The following is a 22,140-nucleotide window of genomic DNA, read 5'->3' on the forward strand; positions in this document are numbered from 1 at the left end:
GCTTATTGGTTGTTAAGGTTTGTATTGGTTTGTGCCTGTGGGGTTGGCTTATACGGAACGGCCGTCTTTTTGACAAACTGTCCACTGTTCGTTGCATCAATAGCCATGTTCGAGATCTTCTCCCATTCGGTTGGTGCATTACTTTCTATTATCGCCATCGTAGAAGGCAGCGGTGAGATCGACGATAGTTCACCGTATATGGTGCCAGGAGTACAAGACCAGGATTCTACCATGGTGAACCAACCATCCGACGAGCCATCAGACCAGACATATTCATAATAATTAGTATAGTAGTTAACATCATAACTAACGGTACTCAAGCAACGCCTACGCCCATATTCACAATAACCATTGATACATCTAAATCCATCTGCCGTACAATTGGGACAAGGCGAACAGGATGAGCTTTGATAAGTACGCTCCCATTTAGTGGCACCTCCACCGCAAAGCGACGTATCGAGATACTGTTGAGTCAGCCACCCAGTATAGGTAGGATCTGGTACCGCCATATTGGTAGAGGCACCATCTGATTTTGCAGCACTACGTTCCAAGGTACCTCCGCCCGTTTGCTCGCAAACCGGCGCTCCAATGGCTTTCCATGCCGGAGGTGTTTTACAGCTTATACAGTCCTGCTGCCTGTCGCGCCAGATCGTATCATTGTAGTTAGCACTACAGGGCTCTACGTTTTTCAGAATCCTATACTTGTACCCGATGTTATTACCGAACACATCTTTCAAACAAGTATCCCTGAAGAACTGGTAGTTGGCACTTTTCTTACAACTATCACAATCCGCACCATATCGATCCCACCTGATCATATTGGCACTGTCGCTGCAAGACTCGATGTTGCGCATTTTCCGGAGGCGAACCCCAGTAATGACACCACCAACCTTTTGACAGCTATCGGGACCATCATTTGCATATTGCCAGTTTTTATTTTTCTTACAGCTATCGCAATCCGCACCGTATCGATCCCACCTGATCATATTGGCGCTATCGCTGCAAGACTCGATGTTGCGCATTTTCCGGAGCCGTACGCCGGTCACCACACCGCTAATCTTTTGACAGCTATCTGGACCGTCGTTCGCATACTGCCAGTTCTTGGCTTTCTTACAGCTATCACAATTTGAACCGTATACCACCCACTTCGTCATATTCGCACTGTCGCTGCAAGTCTCCAGATTCTGCATTTTCTTCAGCCGCACACCAGTCACCACACCACTAATCTTCTGGCAACTGTCACCAGCAACGTACTGCCAGTTCTTATTCTTTTTACAACTGTCACAATTGGCCCCGTATGGCACCCAACGGGTGAGGCCAGCGCTATCGCCACAGGAGGACATGTTTTTGTAGGGCTTCAGTCGTACACCGGTATTCAATCCCCCCACCTTCTGGCAGCTATCGCCCGCCATGGCTTGCCAGTTCGGGATACAGTCACCACAAACCGCACCTGGTACTACCGCCCACACAATGACGCCTGCACTATCGCTGCACTGGGTCAGGTTGATTTGCTTGCGCAATACTTTACCTGTATACGCGCCGTTGACTACTTCGCACTTCGTACTATCCAGCAACCACCAATCAGCCGGCAGTTTACATTTGATACAATTCATCGTATCACGCACCCAGCGGTAATTGCCCGAGGTAGCGCTGCAGGAAGCAGTATCCTGCTGTCTGCGCATGATGAATCCGGTATTGATTCCGTTGACATTCTTTTGGCAGCTATCGGCGGAAGCTACAAAGGCCCACTTCGCCGGCTTGGGACAATCCGTACAGTTTTGCGGCTGTGCCAGCTGCCAGCGAATCTCTCCGAAATTGTAACTGCAAGCCTGCGTATTCTTTTCTGCCCTCCATTTAAAGCCGAGGTTGTTTCCCGCACTATCTGTAGCACACTGGAAGCTATCGATGGCTACCCAGGTGGCAGGCAATGAACATTCCCAGCAATTCTGTTGCGTAATGTAGCTGGTATCGTGATAGGTAGCACTATTCGGATTTTGGTCCACCATCCTGATCCGTTGATAGCCGGTATTTACACCACCCACTTTGACACACTCCACAAACCCATCCGGCTGTGGATCAGCTACGCAACTGACCGCTTTTTGTTTTCGCAGCACATCGTCTGTCCGCCAGTACTGACGGAATTCTCCTGCCGATGCAGCGATGACCTTTGTACTGTCATTGATGACCAAGGTGTATTGTCCATTGCCATTCTTTTGAAGCGGATTGCGCAAGCTGGTCAGACTACCAACGGCACCCAGTATATTACGCCGTCCGGAGCGGATGACGCGCAAACTGATCTTGTTGCCATTGTAAGCCTTGCCCCAGCGGTCGATGAAATACAAGGCCCGTGTTCCACCGCTCAGGGCGCTGCTGTCGACCACCCAGATCTTGTCGTAATCCGGGAAGCTCGCAATCGAATCAGGATTACAGCCAGGATTATCAACCGTAACACGGCGCCCTGCCACCATCAATTCATCACCATTGCTGAACAGGCTGTCCATATACGATTGCCAGTTCACCAGACGGCCATCTTTGATGTCTACATTGGCGAGTACGGCATCGATATTCTTATAGGCCAGGCCCATTCCTTCGTAGGCCCAATGGGATGGATAGGTGAAATTATAAATGGGATCGTTGAATTCATTTTGCGTTCTGGTGAGCACCACATCACCCGTTTCGCTGTCGTACATCATGTCTTTGGTCGAGATCCTGCTACCCTTGTCGACCTGAATCGCACTGTCGACAATACCATAACGCTGGATGATCTTGACAGTCGCCGTTGAACGGTAAATATTGTCTTCCCGCTGCGCCAGGTTCAGGGCTGTCGGCAAAATGAACCAGGGGGGCAGGAAAGGAATGGTAAACATATCCGTATTGAGCGGAATGTTGTTGGTATGCGTAATAGACCGCTGCTCGCGCATGTCCATCATCAGCTCCAGGTCTTTACCAATCACGGCCGCCGTATCGATCACACCCGACGGTGTGATGACGGTTACCTTATTGGCCAACCTACGGCGCCCCGCATCGGAGCTGTCTGTTTTATAAAATTGTTCACTATAAGAGATGTAACGTACCGGGTCGTTTTCGGAATAAGAAGCTTTGGATCGCAGTTTACCATGCATATCGTTCAGCTCTACTTTAAATCCTTGCGAAACGACCATATGGTAGGTGGCCCGTACCCTCAGCAGGTTACGTAATGCCGGCTTGTAGCGCTTCTTCGTATTGCCGTCGATCTCCGAGCGATCTACAAAAGTGGGATAATCATAGGCTGTAAAGAATTTGGTTTCATCGTACCCATTGGCCGATTTCTTATCCTTGTAATTGATGGTACGTACCCGTACATTGCTATACCCCACATTGGCACCCGGGTAGAATGACTCTCCCATCGGCTCTTCGGTGTAACCCAAAGTGACAGGCCCCATGGGCGCTATCCGCTCGACATATTCGGTAGGAATACGGAAAGGATTTTCCTCGCCGCCCATACCGGGTTCCCACACAGCCACCCCACTGCTGCCACGCACACTGTCGCGACCTACTACCCAGGAGTTTGTATAACTGTACTCCTGACCATACATGGCCGGTGCCATCTTGTTGACACCCGCTTTTTGGGTCATTTTATCGAAATGATCATAGATCACGATACGTTTTACCCGGTGGCCGCCACCCATCTTTTTCACAAAAGGATTGTTAAGACGTACAAAGCTGCGGGTAGTATCGATAGTACGGGCAAAGTCTTTGTTGCGCATGGCGCCATCGATACCCAGGAAGAACTCCTGAATGTTGTTGGCCATGGGAAACAGCATATTGATGGCTTCCCGCAGGTCGATCTCATCGCCTGTTTCTGAACCTGGCATGGCTTTGCCGGGCAGGTTCAATCGCATGAACTGACGGGCCGCCATACCCAGGGGACTTAAGTCACCGCCGGGTGTACCGTCTTTCTTCAGGCCTTCCAGTTTCACCCAGATCACCCGATCGTTGACGATGCCATAACTGCTGTCGGCCTCAAGGTCAGCGTAGGTGGGTACGATTTCGTAGTCACCGGCCCCCTTCACCATTTCTGTGGAAATGCGGAAATGCAATTTGGAAAAACCCTGCAGGTACGTATCGTGTAACTGACGTAAGCTGGTGACCTTTTTGGGCACCTCGATAAATACATAGCGGTGCTCGTCATAACCAGTTTCCGGGAAACGATGGTTATAATACAATTCCTGGGTGCGGTTAGCGAACACCGGCGATTTACCCAGCCCCACTACACGGAACATATTCATCGCACGCTTATTCTGTACCCAACCATAGTCGTCACTTTCGTAGTGTACTTTCATCGAGCCACCCGAAGGCAGGATAATCGAATCCAGGTTCCAGGCGGCCGCATTCGCAGCTGCCGCAGCACTGTCTTGCAGGGAATAAGGATAATCGCTGTTGGCGAGCAGTTTACCACTGGTGGAGTAAGGATTTTGCAAAGGATTTTTATAGCTGCCCCAGCGGTCTCCTGCTTTTTGAGCATAGTCGGGGTTATTGGCATTGTAGTGGAAAATATACGGATTCTCCTTGCGGCGGTTATTGCCGTTGTAGGTAAAGAATAAAGTATCCAGCGTCAGTTTACCCGTGCCCGGTCCGTAGGCGCCCCGGCATAATTTGTAGGAATAGCGGAAATGCACCGTCTTAATAGCCTTGGCTTTTGTGCGCTTGGCAGCAAAATCTGATTTGCTGTACAACCTGATCTCTCTCAGAAGTTTGGCACCACTACCACCCGCCTTGTTGCCTTGCTCATTGTAGCCAGGCAGGTCTTCCCGGTCTTCCATCACAAATACAGCTACCATCGTTTTCGATTCGATCGAATGCAGGTACCACAACTCCTTTTCGCCATAGATATAGTTGCCTTTATCGTCTTTCTCATAGTGGCGCAGCCCTTCATTGTAGGCCGCAGCATTGGCTACCGCCGGTGTTCTCCAGCCATAGGGATTACCGATGCCCGCCACTTTCGTGTAGTTGAACTTTACGGCATCACCGATATCATCTTCACTGATTCCGTTGCCCGTGATATCGGAATAGTCGGCCGACAGAATACCCGTCAACAGGAAAGAATGCGCATAAGCAGGCGTTTCCTCCTGGTCAAAATAGTTGTCCTTGCCCTGGTTGTTTTTGACGGTATTGTCTTTTCCATGTTCATATTGTACCAGGCCAGTTTCCAGGTTGCCTTTTGTCTTGTCGACAGCAAATGTTACCTCTTTCTGTTTCAGGTTGTATACAGGAATACCGTATACATAGCGGCGCCCATCATTGTTGAGCACGCTTACTTCCGAGATGTGGTTGCCTTTACGGAACTTATTAACCCGCTCTTCCCGCACGATATAATTGTGCACAGTGGTATCCTTGGTAGCCGGGGGATATAAGAAAGCTTTCGGAATTACCTGATCGATTGTTGTGCCACCTAATTTATAGCTCCAGCGCAATTGCACGTTGGCATTGCCACCCAACTCCAGGTATTCTATTTTGATATTGTATAATTTACCTGCTTCGAGTTGCAGGTATGCGATGGCTTCATTTTTGGGGCCTTCGATCCAGTTATCAGCGACACTGGTATCATTGATCCAGATACGGCCACCATCATCGTTGACCGTGTAGATCTTGAAACCGCCGGTTTGCGGTGCCCGGAGCCTGCCTGTCCAACGAATCGTATACTCGTCTTTGGGAAACCCTTTCAGCGCCGGTTTGTTGGCGGGGTCCAGCTCGATATTGCGTGGATTGTCTTTCTTCCAGTTGAAATCGATGGTCGTGTCCAGCCGAATGGTGGGTACACGCTTAAAGTTTTTATGCGGGAAATATTCCCCCTTCAATCCGGTGCCTGTCTTTTCCAGCACTTCCATGACAGGCTCGTCGCAGCTGACGGAGTCGAACTGGTTGAATTGGTGGTATTTGATGTATTTGTCGAGACCCACCTGTTGCGCTTCCTGCGCGGTGAGGTAAGTGATCACCTGGGTACGTTTGTCACGTTCCTGCTTCACCGCATTGCGTGGATTCAGCAGCGACAGGCCCGCGTAACGGCCACCTTTGAAACGGCGCAAGGCGTTGGTGGCTGTAATGAATTTGCCGTTATTGTCAGACTCCTGGTACAATTCAGTCGTCACCACATCATCCCCACCGAGGGCCTCGTAATAGTTTTTGTCATTGATGGATTTCTCACCCGGATTGCGGAAATAAACGGATTGGAAGCGTAGTGAATCTCTGCGAAACTTAATGCTCTCCTTCAACAGGTTGCCATCCAGCCAGGGACCAGTTTCTGTGATCGCCCGGTTCAGGCTCAGGTCGATTCCCGCGTGGAAGGCATCCCCGATACCCACTTCTGCATCGATGCGGGTCGATTGGTCACGGGTACGCATATAATGGTCATGTACAAACCCTACATCACCGCGATAAGCCCGGAACATACCACCGGTGCCCTCACCGGTAATCGAGAAGGCATCGTAGGTATACACCGGCATGCCGATGGTACGGCCTGGTGGCTTTTCGCGGTAAGGCATGTCCTTTTCGCGGTTGTAATCCAACAGGGAGGCTTTGTTCTGTGCTCCGGTCGTGTAGTGCAGATAACCGTAAGCAGGCAACTCCTGCACTTTATCGGCCGAATCAATATATTGACGGGAGATATACCCACTGAGGTAAAAATCGGTGTATAATATTTTCTGTTCCGTGCCCAACTTCGCTTTGAAAGAGGTCATGCGGTTGGTATACGGCATCGTGATGGTGGGCGTGTAAGAAGGAACGTTGTGGGAGATGACCGCATTGAGGCTGGAACCATAGTTGCCGCCCCCTTTGCCATTTTTATCTGCGTCTTTACCGCGCGTAGTTCCCATACCGAGCTGTGTAGCGCGCAGACCAGACCGTGTGTTATAGGTTGTTGTAGCTGAAAAATTCAGTGTACTGTACGCATCACCATGACTTTTCACGGCATTTGTACTCCAGGACAGTGATGGTTGTACCGTCAACCCATCCATCGAGCTGTTGGTGATGGACATGCCGCCTGTAAATGTTCCCATGCCAGTTTTACCTGAACTGAGGCTGGCATTGAGCCCGTGCTCCACACCCCAACCACGATAGTTGTTATGGATAACCGTGATGCTCTTTCCAATGCGTATGCCCGTATGAGATTTAAGCGAGTCGATTCTTTGGTTCTCTGAGTTTTTCGGAAAACCTGCCAGCTCCACATCCGCTCCACCGGTAATACCTACCGTTTTGTTATCCTTTACCGACATTGTTTTCCGGATCGAGTCGTTCAATCCGTTGAAGTCATCGGGCAATCCACGCAGGTTTCGGGTCACCGAGCCGGGGTTGACATTCCACCCGAGCCCTACCCAACTCGCCTCATCCTCCATCGATATACCAGCGCGGTAGGCCAGGTTGACCGGGTATCCACCGACATCCATCAGGGGAATGTTGTAAGAAAAATCACCGCTGAACAGGTCAACCATATTGCCACTGCTGACAGAGGTGAAGGCCTGCATCTCAGGCTGGCCGGGGCCAGTACCATCCGCAGAAACCGGTGAAGCAACCGCCAGGCTTCCTGTCGCCGGATTTGATACGGTCTTATTGAATGCCGGAAGATCCTTGTTGGTCCCGGTGATCGCATTGGCAGGCGGAGCATTTACACCATCCCAGCCAAACTGCTGAACTCCGTAACGGCCAAGGTACGATACATCCATACCGTAGGCCCTACGCTGCTGACCGGCAAACGAAGGCCGGTACGTGGCGCCCTGGCTGGCTACCGGCACCAATAACAGTTCCAGGTAAATCAATCCCATGAACAGCCAGGCAATACATTTATGATAACGCGCGAGAGAAACTAACATGTTCTATTTTTTATGCGTGAATCGTCGAAAATTTTGTTGGCCAAGCAACAAGACCCCTTATTGCTACAGCGTGTAGCAAGCATACAACAGGCTGCTGGCCCTATCAGGGCTGCAGGCACACCTGTTTAGCTACTCCCGGTATTCAAATCGGAGAAACCCTTTCTCACCTTTCGCGTCGGTCACCTCCAGCAGGTATATATGCCGGTTGACCATGCCGCTACTGTTGCGCAGATCCACCTGCAACAGGTTTTGTCCGGCAACGATGGGCGTTGCAGGCGCTTCAATCGCAATCGATTTGCGGTTGGCACTGCTGATATCGAACAATCGCAGGCTCATTTGCTGGCTATTCACCTCATTGGTAAAGGCAAACCGCAACACACCACTGCAGATAACAAAAGCGGCATCTTCCGTCCGTTGCAATTGGGCAAAAGAACCCGGCGATACATATCGGTTCGTATCTACCTCCAGTGTCCGCACGCGGAAAGTCCACACTTCACTATTGGCGATCGGCAGCAGGTTGTTCTTGGCCGTAATACGCCAGGCATATAATTTCGAACTATCCAGCTCTGGCGAAGCCAGGGGGTATTGAAAATTTGTATAGGCAATATTTTGCCGGCTCAGCAAGGGGATATTCTGCTGAATGGCGTCGGCCGGACTTTGCGTAGACTGTACTTCTACCAGCACCCAGTCATATAGCAACCCATTGAGTGTATTGAATGGCGCTGGAGGTACCCAGGCAAAGAAAGGACGGGTAATATCGACCGCTTCTTCGTCGAGTGGCATCACCAGTTGGGGCGGACTGATCGGTTCTACCTCGATCGTCTCACACTCCTCTCCCAGCCTGTCGGCATAATCGGATTCTATCTTTAGAATGGTATAGCAGATCCTGAAAACACCGGTTGGCAGAAAGCCAGCCGGCGATGGATCAATAGTATAGCCAGGGCTACCCATATTGTAGGTGATCGTGCCCAGGTCCTGCGCTTGCAGCAGTTTGATACCTTTGGGCAACGGCACGGCCTGTGAGGTTCCAGTCAGTACGCGTTGGTTGGTATGCACTTCGGTCATCACCATCTCTACCCGCACCAGCATGGTTTGTGCGGAGGTATTGACCAGCGACAGGTTCCATAGCTGCGGCTTGATGGTCAGTCCCAGGGGTGGTAATTGCAGGTTTACGACTACCTGACTGTGCAACAGTTGTGCTGCCAATAGCCAACAGATCAACAGGGTTGTTCTTCTCATAATAAATAGGTTCTACGGTTAACGGACACCAAAACTTTTTACAAATTGTATAGTAGCCAGCTCGTTTCGGACCAGGCTTTTATTGAAGCCGGGCAAATAGCCACGGTCATAACTCAGCGTAATGAAATCCTGTTTATACACCCGGATATTGGCGTTGATATAGCCACCCGCCTTCATCATATCGTCATTCAGGTTGTTCACCTTAACGCCTCCCCCTACTGTACCCACCGAACCCAGGTTCAATTGGATGCCACCATCCAGCACGACCAACCGGTAGCTACCGTTGTGTGTGTACGAAGCCGCCAGTTGGCCGGTAAAAGCCGTAAAAAAGAACTGCTGGCCAGCAAAAACGTTGGTGGCGTTGTAGTAGAGGAAAGCCGTATCGCGGCTTGTATTAAAGTATTTGTTGAGCACCAGCGTAGAAGCAGTACGCAGATCACCCAGTTTGTACGTATGAAAGCTACTGCCGTTCAACACCTGGAAACGATTTTCCACCACTATACTGTCGAGCGCGGTCAGTTGACTCATTGGCTGGTACCCAACAGTGATCACCGGCCACCGCCGCATGCGGAAGGAGGCCGTCAGGCTTTTGAATATCGTATTGCTGTTATAGTCTTGTGGCAGGAAAGGGTTGGTAAATTCGTTCTTACGCAGTGATGCTGTAAGGCGCAGCTTACGCCTAAAAAAGTTTTGTTCACCTTTTACACTCCAGCTTTCCAGGGCTGCATTGGTCTGGAAGCTGCTGAAAGATTGGTAATTGGCGCCGGTATACTTGTAAAATCCTTCCAGCCGGGTACCGGTTTGCGTGATAAAGGTATAGGCCTTTACCGCATACGCCTGGTTGCTGCGGTCGCGCAGGTCAAATTTAGTATTGCCCTGAATGGGATTGTTGCGAAAATCAGGCGCCAATGACTTGGCTATTTCTCCACTGATATAGCTGCTGGGGTTGAGCTGCCATTTAGCTTCGGCACTGATACCGGTTACATTGATGGAAGACAGCCTTGCGCCACTCGAGGGGAATAGTTGTTTTTCGCCTCGGAAGACCGACAGGATGAAGAAATTCTTTTCCAGCCTGCCAAGGCCAGCACGCGCCAGGAAGAGGTATTGTGCTTTCTTATTGGCACCGTTTACGACGAAATCGCGGTAGCGATAGTCTACCAGACCGGCACTCAGCGCGAAATAATACCAGCTGTTGTACTCTACATTAATGCCGTTGACGCTTGTATTTTTTACGGTCAGGTCGCTGTAATTGGTCACACTGCGGCCGAGACTGAATTGCCGCAGGCCCAGTAGCCATTTGTATTTGGGAGGTATGGCCGACTCGTTCATTCCAAACGACTGCAGCTGCTCTTCCATATGACGGGAGGATACCAGGTCATCCCATCGGCCAGTAACCAGTTGTTTGAATTGTTGCACTTTTGCCAGGCTTTTATCATATACCTTTTGCAACGAATCGACTTGTTGAACAGCCCTGTCATAAGCTGCTTTGGTTTGCTCATAAAGATCAAGAAAAGCACTGGCTATCTTCTTCAGTGAATCCTCCCTTATCTGGTTTGTACTGTCTGGCAAATGCGGTTGCCAGGTAATACGGGGCACTTTGATCAGTTCATGAGCTTCCACGAGTGCCTGCGGCGTAAACACCTGCCATTGGGGCAGCATTGCGGCCAGGCTCAACTTCTTTAGCGACAACAATTTTTCTGTCAGCGAATCGCGTAGATGCGGGGCCAATGACAGCAGTCGATTTTTGAGCGATTGTTGTAATTGCTGGCGGAAGGCGGGTGCATCGAACGTCGCCTGCACTTCGGTGATATCCCGGAAAATGGCGGAATTACTTTGGCGTGACCAGAAATTAACCTTAAAGGGAAGATACCCGGCTACCGTAAGGTTTAGGTTGCCTGTGACATTGTGCTGGGCAATATCCTTCTCGACATAGGGAGTATCGATGGCGGAGCGGTAATTGAACTGATAGCTCACATATCCACCATTCACTTTCAGGAGCGGTTTGCCAGTCAGCAACTGCTGAAAGGGATTGGTCAATAGAGAACGAAGGCTATCCTTTATGCGAAGCTGTTTTAAGCGCTCAGCCGCTTTCAACCGGGTACTATCTTTACGGGACAGGGGCAGCTTGGGCAATAAATTCTTCAGGAATTGCGCGCTGTCTTTTCGGGGATCCTTGAGTATGGCAAGTGGATTTGACAAGGTGCGCGTACTGTCTTTACCAACTGCCGATAGCTGCTTCAACTGGCTGGTCACTTGATCACGCTGAGAGGTGGCCGATTGCTTGATTTGTTTTAACTGACCAGAGGCGGTTTTGCGCAAGCTTTTTACGGTCGTATCGGTCGCTTTTAAGAGAGAGTCTTTGGCCTTTTGTAGTGCTGTTTTTACAGGCTTTGTGGTGTCTTTTATGGCATGAACCGCGTTGACACCCGACTGACCAGGATGAGCACCTACCCTGCTTTGCGCAACGACAATGTTGCCAGCGGCAGAGAGCAGCCACAACAGGGTAAGGACAAGGTTTTTCCTGTACGAATATGGAATTGCCATAGACGCAGTCAGCTTGGTTTAGGTTCAGTAATAGTGGTTAAGACGGTTTTCTCAAACAGGATATCATGGCTGGCCGGCCACCGGCAGCAGCTTATTTATATTTACAAAGCAAACGAATACTAAGATAAGTGGCAAGTACAAACCGATAGTCGTGTAGTTTCGGCATGTAAGTGTGTCGAATTCGGCAATAAGTGTGCAAAGACTTTTTCTAAACGCCCTCTGCCGCACAATCATGGTAAAATGGCGGTATTACCACGAATCCACTTCGAGTATATGGAGGTATCCGAACAATGGCCTGCAACCATTACAATTCGACTTCCAGATTTGGGACGCAATGTAGTTAGTTTTTCAAATAGGGATCCCAGCGCTTAGATGAAATGTTTATTAACATGCTTTTCAACATCGAATAGTCGTACTGTTAATAACAGTGTCACGCATCCTTCATTTTAATTTCAGGCAATGGCTTTACACCTGCCAATAGCGTACTATTAAGCGCAGAACCGTTCTGAATAAAATAATGCGTACTATGGATACCGAAGGATCAGCACCACACGTCTGTTTTGCTGGCGGCCTGCAGCCGTATCATTCGTCGTGACTGGCCTGGTCTGACCGTAGCCGTGGGCGACCAGCCTGTTGCGGGAAATACTATGAGCAACTAAATAGGCATATACGGTCTGCGCACGTTGTTCGCTCAGCAACTGGTTCGCAGCGGGTTGGCCGGTATTATCAGTATGTCCTTCGATGGTCAGCAGCAGCAGTGAATCCTGTTGCAATAACGCCACCACTTCATCGATTGCTTTGAAAGAGGTGGGCACCAGCCGGGCGCTGCCGGTGGCGAACTGGATTTGCTGTGCAGCTCGCTTTAATTGCTCGACGATCTTCTTTGATACCAGCGGGCAACCATTATTGTCTGGCAGTCCGGGTTTATCAGGGCATAGATCGTTGGCGTCGGGGATTCCGTCGCCGTCTCTGTCCGGACAGCCCTGGTGAATGGCGAGTCCTTTCTCCGTGGGGCACTTATCCAATTCATCGTGGATGCCGTCACCATCAGAGTCAGGAATCGGACAGCCCTGGTAGCGAGCTACCCCCGGTTGTAACGGACACCTGTCTTCATTATCGACGATGCCATCGCCGTCGGCATCCGAGCATCCTTTCAAAGCAATCATCCCCTTTTGCAGCGGGCAGGCATCTACGCTGTCTGGAACACCATCATCGTCTGTATCGTAGTCGACAAGAACGGCCAAAGTGGTGTTGATGGCAGCCGGCCTTGTTTTTACCGGCGCTTTTCGCTTACTGATAGATCCGGCAAGTCCGATACCATAGAAGAAGTGATCGCTGGAGCGTGGGGTGAGACCGATGCGGTATTGGGCATTGATCAGCAAGTACGCATCAGGCATAGACCTCACCTGTATCCCCATTCCGGCCGGCAGGATCACCCCCACTGTGGATTGGTATAGGGAACCGCCAATACCGGCTTGCAGATAGGGCACCACGGCATGATCGCTGGTCAGCATTTTGCCGCGGATGGAAGCATCCAACTCCAACAGCAGGTGCTCTTTACCGGCGGTGGTACCGTCTTTATAGGGGTAGTTGGAAAAAGAACCGGTGAGCATGGCCGTATAATCGAGGTGGTTGTTAAGGCCATTGGTGTAATTAAGTCCAAGACCTTTAGACATATCTCCGATCCTTCCAAATTGTTTATTGCGTAAAACTGATCCCAGTGAGTTTTTTTTGACGGCCTGGGCGGAGGCGAAGTCGTTGAGCACGAAGTGTACACCGAGAATAGGTTGCTGGCGTTTACTGACTGTTTGGCAAAAGACGATGCATGGAACAGCAACGATACACAACAGCACAACAACCGATTTCATGGAACAGCGGGTTTGGTTTTAGAGGTTAGCAAATGTAGCGGATGCGCAGTAAACCGAGAAATTAATTCTAGATCCGTAGGCGTTATGTAGGTGCTTCGCCGTCACCGATAATTGAAACAGACTACTGTCGTTATAGGCGTTATCCGAGGACACCCAACCCCACGATACTTCTTGAAAATGATCGATCTGCAACAACTGCATTTTTACCTCCTATCTTCCATTCATTGCCTCAAAGCAAAATTTTCAATTCATGAATGTACCAGACTGAACACCTTGTCGAAATAATCTTCTATTATCATAGTATTGATCGCCTCTGTAATAACTGTCTCATCAATCGCCTTTACGATACACATATCCGAAGCCCAGAAATAGCTACCATTATTACACTCACCACTACATTGCTCGTAATAAGCCATTAAATACTGAATATTGATTAAAGTAAAGATTGATTTTTCTTTCCATATTCATTCCTCGATTATTTTCTGTAACACCTACCCACAACAAATATAACCACCCACAACGGGCAGAAGTCTTTTTTGTACCAACACTTGACGCTTCAGCCGACTGAACAAAGCTCATTTATAACAGGGATTTACATACGCTACCGCTTCCAGTCTAATCCCTCCGCCTGATCGGCGATGGCGGCATGTCTGGTATCATTATCTTACGTTCGGGGTAGGTGTCAGCCAACTGATAGACAAAAAAGTCGGTCAGCGAATAGGAGATCAGTTCGAAACCCTTCTGCCCGTAACCCTCACAATAATAATAAACCGGCGGATCGTCGCCGTCATTCAAATAAAAGATAGCCAGTTGGTATCCCTGGTGCATCCAAAACACAAAGCAGTTGTCTGGCAAGGGAGGCAACCCATTTTCGGCCATCAACTCTTCCCCTCCTTCCTGTAAACTCGACAACTCTTCATAGAAAGCTGAAGACCCACGCATATAATCACCGCCCCCCCTACCCATGATGGTCAGGAATTGTGTGTACACCTTTGGCAACGGTTGACCGATCCGGCTTTCAATGTCAGTTATTTCCCAGCACTTTAATCCATGTAGTGTTTCAAAACGTTGCAGGAACACAACCAGCTCATCCATCGTGTGCACCTGATCACCAGACAAAGCTGGCGCTGCAAGATCAGCTAAAGCCATCATTGGCGGGCTGCTAGCCTGCCTGGTAGCCAGTAGCCGTTTTATGATCATCAGTATCCACATCACTGCTAAAGATATTGTATCGATGGCTGATCAGCAACAGGGCACCGGACATACTACTTGCAAACCGATAATCGTGTCGAAATAGCCGGTAACTGCGCTGTTCCGGCGGATAACTGTGCAGGAACCATAATAAAAAGGCCCGCATCTTTCGATGCAGGCCGGTTTATCAGCACTCATGGCGTTGAGTTACAGTTTGATGAACTCCCGTTCGAAGGTCCTGATCCAGGTACCGCCGTCGAGGGCCCAGTCGGACCGGATCGTGACGCGCATCCAGTAAAACAACTGCGTCACGATGTCCACGTTTGCGGGCTGGTTAGCAATCTGACCACTGGCCAGCTCACTCGCTGTACAGGGAATCACCGCCTGGCCTTCCCATTTATACGCTCCGCTCAATTCAAAATTATTGGTCTGGTTGGGCACCCTGTTCAAAAACTGACCTCCATACCCGTCCGCCCCCGGCCAATAGCCGATCAGGTCGGTATATTTCGGATGCTTGCTCATATCCTTCAGGCAATCATTGTCCCGGATCTCTACATCGCTCAAAGCCGTATTGAAAATGCGCACATCGGCTGCATAGAAAGTTGCCCCTGTGTAAGTGGGGTCTGCTCCCCAACCGATCGTCAGCGGCGTATTGGTGGCGATGGAACCATCCGTACCATAGGTAGCCGTGATGTCCTGCTGATCGTGCCGTACCCCATCGGTATAGCGCCGTATCCATTTTTTGGCCGCGCTGTCGGCAAACACGATGCTGATCGTATGCCATTTGCCATCCCATACGTTGGGTGAGCCACCCTCGATGCGCCGCTCACCACTCGTGGTAGAGCGCACGGAAATCGCCCATACGTTGCCGGCCGCAAACATCGACCAGCCTGGTGTGCTGGGCCATTTTTCCATCTTCGAAAAGAAATGCGGATAATAACCGGCCGATCCTTTCACGCGGATCTGCACCGTTTGCTGCCCACGCCCAACATTGTATTGCGTACCATCGTGCAGGCTCGCTTTGATCGCGGTAGCATCGCGGCCCGTCATTTGCACACCGGCAAAACCACCGCGCACCAGCTCCTGCTTTTTCATGTTCTCGTTGTAGTACAACGTAAATACATTGGTCTCCGCAGCAGAGCTTCCGCCATAGCTTTTGCCTACGCCACCATGCGAGGTCGTCACGATCACCAGCCACTCTTCTCCTTTGTTGTATGCCGCGCGGGCTTTCAGCGCGGTCATCACCTCGCCGATATAGGTATCCACTTTCAGGATAGCCGCCTTGTATTCGGCCACGTTGGCATCAAAACCATATTCACGGCCCGCGCTATTGATACCATTGAAATGCAGCATCAGCAGATCGGGATTGCCATTTTTCAACTGGGCTACGGCACTGTCCTTCACCAACTGATCATTGGCCACCGCGATGGGTTTTTCCGCCTCGGGAAACAGCTTATTGATCATATACCCCCAGGGACTGATCACCGTCGTTTGTATATCGGCCCGGCTGGAAGTCAGCAGGAATTGCATGAACGACGGATAGTTGGCCGGCGCTTCATGGATATCACTACCCTGCTCAGCCGTAAAGATCAGCGAACTGTCGGATATGCCGTGTTTGGAATAGCTTACCCCGGCCGCCAGCGACTTCCACGAAGCCCCATCGGTCGACACATCTTCCGTACGGCCTGTATAGGTGTATTTGCCATGCTCCAGCATCCCCGTAATAGTGGGTGGCGCGATTGTTCTCAAAGCTTCTGCCACGCCCCCATCCACCACGATCACCAGCGCCTTGCGGTTGCTGAGCACCGAGGTGCTGTCGTCTACTTCGAAATAAGGTGGTGGATCATCGTATTTCTTGCAGGCAGGGATCGTGGTCGCCGTCACGATGGCCGTGGCCAGCAACACCATCCCTGTAAAAAGTTTCCTGTTATTCATATGCGTAGAATGATTCTGTAAGGAAATAATGTTGTTTAGGGCTTGATGACATCGACCTCTGCCAGGGCCGCATTCATTGTACCGTCTGTATTGTAGGTGTCTGCTGCCGCATTGACCGTAAGTCTGAAATACCGGATCTTGATCTTCGACGGCAATTCAAAAACCTGTTCGGTGGCGATGCGCTGCAACAACAGCGGACTACCCGCAATGGCCGTCCAGTTGGCATTATCTGTACTTACCTCCACTTTCAGGTTCTTGATATTGCGGCTAAGGTTTTGCCGCTGGTAGAATTTGAATCCTTTGATGTCGAGCTGGCGGCCCATATCGATCACGATATTTACCGCGGCAGTTGGATTGTAGGCACTGTGCCAGTAGGTGCTCAACACGCCATCCTTCACTACATCTTTACCACCGCCTTCGTTGTTGACCGAGTTGGTCGTCACTACCCAGTTGCTGCGGTTGTAGAGATCCAGGAAACTATCGCCCCCTGTCCGCGTGATCGGGTTGTACTTCCAGATCTCCTGCAAGCCGAGCTTGTATCCCTTGGCTTCTATTTCATCGAGCGATACCGTACTGATGTTGATGCCCCAGGAACTGAAGAAATAACGCCAGTCGGTACGGGTAAAATCACACAATGTTTCATATACGAAATCGCGTTTGTCCTGGTCGTTGTTGGAGGCAAAACGGGCACGACGTGCTTTTTTGTATAACTCGGTCATGAAAGCCCAACCATCAGGCTGGCCTGCGTACCCCCAGTCGGCCGGTATCTTATCGAATATCTGTACGAAAGGTGTGATGCGGGAAAACGGATCGTTGATACGCGCATCTGTACCATCGAAATCCTTGGTACCGGAAGCCGCTGCAAAAGCCAATGCCGCCGGAAATTGCGTCGCCAGTGCCGGGTGATAAGGAGGCCAGGCTGCCGGATTGTTTTTCTCTACGCTTTGGCGATGGGCCACCTTGAAGGAAAACAGGTTGTTGCTCGTTTCGCCCAGCGAACCCCAGCTCCAGTAATTCACTTGCTGGTTGTTGTGGCCGATCTCATGCAGGGTACCCCAGGCCCATCCTTTGCGCAGGGAGGTGAGGTTGGTGAACTCATCGAACCAGCCATAGTCGTTGTAGGTAACCACCGGGTAGCCGCTGTGTCCATAGCCCACCGAGGGCTTGATGTCCTGTACCACGCGCCAGGGCAATACCGGTGCCAGGTCGTAGCCTTCCGTGGGATTCTCTACGAGGCCTTCCCACTGGTAGTAATCAACGTCGATAGCACGGTCCCACTCTTCCATGATGCTTTGCGGGTCCTGGATATTGCGCGACACGCAATAGTCACGGGGCACTACAAACACGATGTTCTTGCTGCGCAACTCGAGGTAGGGCACGCAGGAGGTTCGGATGGCGGCTGTCCAGGCCGCATTGGTGGTTTTGCCCAACTCAAAGTCGGGCGACTTCACCACATTCGAGAACGTGATCGTGACCGGCTGCGGCACTGGGCGAGCGGCAAAAATATAGATATGCCCACCATACAGGTTGCGGATATAGTTGCGACCGGGTGCCAGCTGCATGCGGGTAAAAATGAGCGGGTCGCGTGGGGCATTGAGCACGGCCGACAGGTTATCATCCCAGGCGCCTACCTGTATCGACAAGGAATAATCGCCCGGTACATCTACCGTGACCAGCTCGCCGGGCGCTGCATAAAAGCCCGTACTAAACTGCGGCTCCGGCGCTACCTGGATGCGCAGGTTCTCCTTGACGAAATTGTAGTTGAGGTTCATCGTCACCGCCTGGTTCTTCAACCGAGGCTCACCAGCGCAGATCAGACCGGGAAATACCCGGGCCTGGGCATACTTACTCACATCGACCACCGCACTGTTGGTATCTACCGTCACCACCGGTGCGGGATAGCCACCTTCGTCGCGGCCATCTTTGAATACCTCATCGTTCTTGACGCAATGCGCCAGGAGTACAGTGGCACAAACGATGCCTAGTATTTTCTTGTTTATATAGATCGTCATACTGATTCGTGATTAAAGGTTCATGAATGAGGTGAGCCAGGTGCTGCCGTCGAGCTGCCAGCTGGCCGGCGGGTTCACCCCCAGCCACGCACATACCTGTGTGACCAGGTCGACCGAGTTGGGTACCACCTTGAACGAGTTGGCATCGGGCGTAGGGCAGATATTGGGCAGCACTTCCACAAAGCTGCTGGTGCCGTAGTTGCCACTGAGGTAGAGGGCCAGTTTATCATTGCTGAAACCTGGCGTTGTAGCATACTTGCCACTCACCCCGGCCAGCGCCTTGCGGCCACCTACCGTCGCGATCTCACGACCACTCCAATACCCGATCAGGTTGCGCTCATAGGGATCACCCACGGGCAGGGCTGTGCGGCAAAAAGTGGTGCCGACATAATCGCGGCTAAAAGCGGTGTCGTATATTTTAACATCCGTAACGTTGTAGCCGGAAAGTCCGGTTACGTTGTCGGGGTTCAACTGTCCAATCTGGAAGGCAGCGCGGCTGGTGAGGTTACCATACCCATTGATGTTGCGACTGGCGTCGGTAATGCCACCGTCATAATAAACACCATCGGTAAATGTTTCTACCCGACGGGTAGTAGCATTCTGTTGGTTGATCGTGACCGTAAGCGTATGCCATTTGCCATCGGCAATGGCGGCACCGCGAATCTGGCGGTTACCACTGCCCAGCTGCCCAAAATTGATCTGCCAGTAATTACCCTCTAAGAACAGCACCCAACCCACGGAATCGCGCGCAAAGGTGGAGCGCTTGGAGAGGAAAGCAGGGTAGTTAAAATTGCCCGCAGGGATCTTCACCTTGCATTCGATCGTATAGCTGCCACTGGCGCCAAAATCGAGCAGGTTGCCGATATCGCTACCTATCGCCCGGGTAGCTGCAGCGCTACCACCCTGATACACCGGTGTTGTACCGGAGAAAGGCAAGGAACCGGGTTTATAAGACACTTTGAGGTTGGGCGCATAACAAACGAAAAAGGTATTGCGGCGCGAGTCATCGTAGGCCAGTTTGTCTGCCGCCACCGGATCGGAAGCCAGTACAGATCCTTTGTTGGAGGTTACAATGATCATCCAGTTCTCCAGCGCATAGGTCGCGCGACTGGTCAACGACTCCACCAGGGTCTGTACGTATTCATCTGTCTTCAGGATAGCGGCCTTGTAACCAGCATCATTAGCGCTATAGGCGCCAGCAGCACCAGCAGCATCTACGTCGTGAAACTGGGCCAATACCAGGTCGCCACTCCCCTTCGTAAGCTCGGCGAGGGCAGCATCTTTCACAGCCGCATCACTGGCATAGGTCTTTTTCTCGGTAGCATCGGCCGCCAGGTTGTCGATGAAAGCTGCCGTAGCACCATAGGCTACCGTACGTGCACCGGGTTTCTCCTGCTTGAGGCGAGCAAACAGTGTCGGGTACTGTTGCAGCGCGCTGCCCGTAAAATCTTCTCCCGTCACTTTGTGTTTATCGGCCGTAACGCCTGTCAACAGGGTCGCCCAGCCGAGGGCATTGGTGACTGGCGTTTTCTTCGTATCGGTAAGGCCATTCCAACTGTAGATGGCATTGTCCGACATCACCGTGAGGTAAGGTGCCCGGGACTTCTGCACTTCGAGGCCTGCTGCACCGTCCACCAGGATCACCAGCATCTTTTGCTTTTTGCCGGCGCCGCCACCCGGGCCATAGTCATCGCGCAGGTTGTTCTCGAATGTTTTGTTGCAAGCGGCGACAGCAATGCCCGCTACCACGAAGCTCAGCCAGGCTGCTGTTTTCCATCCTAAGCCGCTCCGGAAAATATTGTTGTTGTGTTTTGCCCGCATATTCATTGGGTTGATGGTCTGTGATGAGTTTATTTTCTGATCTCCAGGAATACGATATTGTTCACATCGGTGTTGTCAAACTTCCTGAACTCGCCCACCAGGATCACCCCCGGATAACCCAGGTCGGTGGTGCGCTCGATCATTTTGTAGATGGTGCCCGAGAACGTGCCGGTGGTGTTGTTTTCCGGCACGGCCAGGCCGCTGCTGGTGAGGTAGGCAAAACCGGGCCGCACCTTGCCATCGTAGCGCTCGAAACTACCGGCGATGATCACATCGCCACTGTTGAGCTGAGCGGCATAGTTCACCTTACCACCGGTGATCGGCTTCGCCTCAAAACCCAGGTCTACCGAGCCGTCGGCTTTCAGCATCACCACCATATTGGCAGCGATACCGTTGAAATGTTTGAAGTCGCCAGTCAGGATGATCTTGCCCGTCTTTTCGTTGTAGGTAGCTGACTTCACCAGGCCATCGGCGCCCAGACCCATGTTGAAGCCCGTGCTGATGCTGCCGTCCGATTCTTCGAGGCATACTACGTGGTTGGCTGGTTGCCCGTTCCACGTGGTAAAGGCGCCAAACAGCAGGAGGCGGTTATTGGCGATACGCAGGGCGCCTGTAAGCGGGCCATTGGCGCCTGGCTTCCCACGGTGCAATGTGAGGTCGTAATTGAAACTCGAATCGAGTGAACCATCGGCATTCATTTTCACGACCTGGTTGGTAATGACGCGGTTGTAAACCTTATTCGTTTTGGTACTACGGGTATAATAGATGCTGTTGTATTGCGTAAAACTGCCTGCGGCTATAATCTGACCATTGGCGGTTTCGTAGGCATAGGTAATCACCCCGTTTACACCGCCATTGAAGGTAGCTACCGTGTCTTTGCCATCGTTGGGCTGGTTGACCGGGTCGGGGTTTACCACCGTTACGATGGTGCTATCCAACTGTGCGCGCTGGTACAACCGTGTGATGGAACTGATGCCAGCGCGATCGTTGTATTTCGTAAAGAAACCAGCCGCCAGGTAATTGCCGCTCGACAAACGCGATAAGGAATAGATCGTTCCACCACTGGCACCGGAACGTGTCAGGAACTTGTTGGTAGATGACAAAGTGCCCGTTTTATCGATCTTGGCAATATCATAGACCGGTGAAGCCGGCGTGCCCAGGTTGTTGTAATCGGCGAAAGAGCCGGCGATGACATACGAGCCGGCTTCATTGGTGGCGCCAATCACATCGTAAATGGTACCATTGGCACCGTTGTACCCCACGAACGAGGGATCGATGATAAGGTTGCCGCGTACGCGGAATTCGGGCCCAAAATAATATTGGTTCTCGTAAACGATCGCTGCTCCACCCGTAATGGCATCAGCCGGTATACGCACCGATACGGCGCTATCGGCCACCGTGATAACTTCGGCTTCCATTTCACCCAACAGGAATTTGAATTTCGAAGCTTTGTCTTTGAGCCCTTTGACTTTAAAGGTGACAATGGCCCCTGTTCTGCCCTGCGAAGGCGAAGGCAGCCCGTCCAGGAATTTGATGTCGGCTTTCGGCCCCTCGGGATACAATTGTACCCGGTTTTCGTCGTCCTTTTTGCAGGCCGCCAGCAGCAGGATGGCCAGTACGCCCATCCAGTAATTTCTTTTGATGTATAGTTGATGAACCATTTTCATACGCTTCCATTAAGTGTAT

General features: G+C 51.2%; 10 protein-coding genes. All 10 read right to left on the reverse strand.

The window, feature by feature from the left end; translation table 11 throughout:
• Positions 1-2: 2 nt before the first annotated feature.
• The 10 genes from P2W70_RS17970 to P2W70_RS18015 all read right to left on the reverse strand — a co-directional run bounded on the left by P2W70_RS17970 (position 3) and on the right by P2W70_RS18015 (position 22,121).
• Positions 3-7,844 carry a PA14 domain-containing protein gene (locus P2W70_RS17970; RefSeq protein WP_276482888.1) on the reverse strand — a complete coding sequence of 2,614 codons (7,842 nt, stop codon included), beginning with the start codon at positions 7,842-7,844 and terminating at the stop codon, positions 3-5.
• 129 nt (positions 7,845-7,973) lie between these two features.
• Entirely contained in the window at positions 7,974-9,083 is a 1,110-nt protein-coding gene (locus P2W70_RS17975; protein ID WP_276482889.1) for a hypothetical protein, read from the reverse strand.
• 18 nt (positions 9,084-9,101) lie between these two features.
• Positions 9,102-11,627, reverse strand: a complete 2,526-nt coding sequence (locus tag P2W70_RS17980) for a hypothetical protein (protein WP_276482890.1) — start codon at positions 11,625-11,627, stop codon at positions 9,102-9,104.
• A 524-nt stretch (positions 11,628-12,151) separates the two neighbouring features.
• Complete coding sequence (locus P2W70_RS17985) at positions 12,152-13,495, reverse strand: OmpA family protein (protein WP_276482891.1); 1,344 nt, start codon at positions 13,493-13,495, stop codon at positions 12,152-12,154.
• 393 nt (positions 13,496-13,888) lie between these two features.
• Positions 13,889-14,074, reverse strand: coding sequence for a hypothetical protein (locus P2W70_RS17990; protein ID WP_276482892.1), 186 nt, complete (start codon positions 14,072-14,074; stop codon positions 13,889-13,891).
• A 36-nt stretch (positions 14,075-14,110) separates the two neighbouring features.
• Positions 14,111-14,647: an SMI1/KNR4 family protein gene (locus P2W70_RS17995; RefSeq protein WP_276482893.1), complete on the reverse strand. Its 537-nt coding sequence runs from the start codon at positions 14,645-14,647 to the stop codon at positions 14,111-14,113.
• A gap of 246 nt (positions 14,648-14,893) precedes the next feature.
• Positions 14,894-16,621: an alkaline phosphatase family protein gene (locus tag P2W70_RS18000; protein ID WP_276482894.1), complete on the reverse strand. Its 1,728-nt coding sequence runs from the start codon at positions 16,619-16,621 to the stop codon at positions 14,894-14,896.
• Positions 16,622-16,656: 35 nt separating this feature from the next.
• Complete coding sequence (locus P2W70_RS18005; RefSeq protein ID WP_276482895.1) at positions 16,657-18,633, reverse strand: M60 family metallopeptidase; 1,977 nt, start codon at positions 18,631-18,633, stop codon at positions 16,657-16,659.
• A gap of 12 nt (positions 18,634-18,645) precedes the next feature.
• The gene (locus P2W70_RS18010; protein WP_276482896.1) at positions 18,646-20,454 is read right to left on the reverse strand and encodes an alkaline phosphatase family protein; all 1,809 of its coding nucleotides are present in this window, start codon (positions 20,452-20,454) and stop codon (positions 18,646-18,648) included.
• 29 nt (positions 20,455-20,483) lie between these two features.
• The gene (locus P2W70_RS18015; RefSeq protein WP_276482897.1) at positions 20,484-22,121 is read right to left on the reverse strand and encodes a DUF5008 domain-containing protein; all 1,638 of its coding nucleotides are present in this window, start codon (positions 22,119-22,121) and stop codon (positions 20,484-20,486) included.
• Positions 22,122-22,140 lie beyond the last annotated feature (19 nt).

It is taken from the genome of Paraflavitalea pollutisoli, assembly GCF_029360705.1.
Taxonomy (GTDB): Bacteria; Bacteroidota; Bacteroidia; order Chitinophagales; family Chitinophagaceae; genus Paraflavitalea; species Paraflavitalea pollutisoli.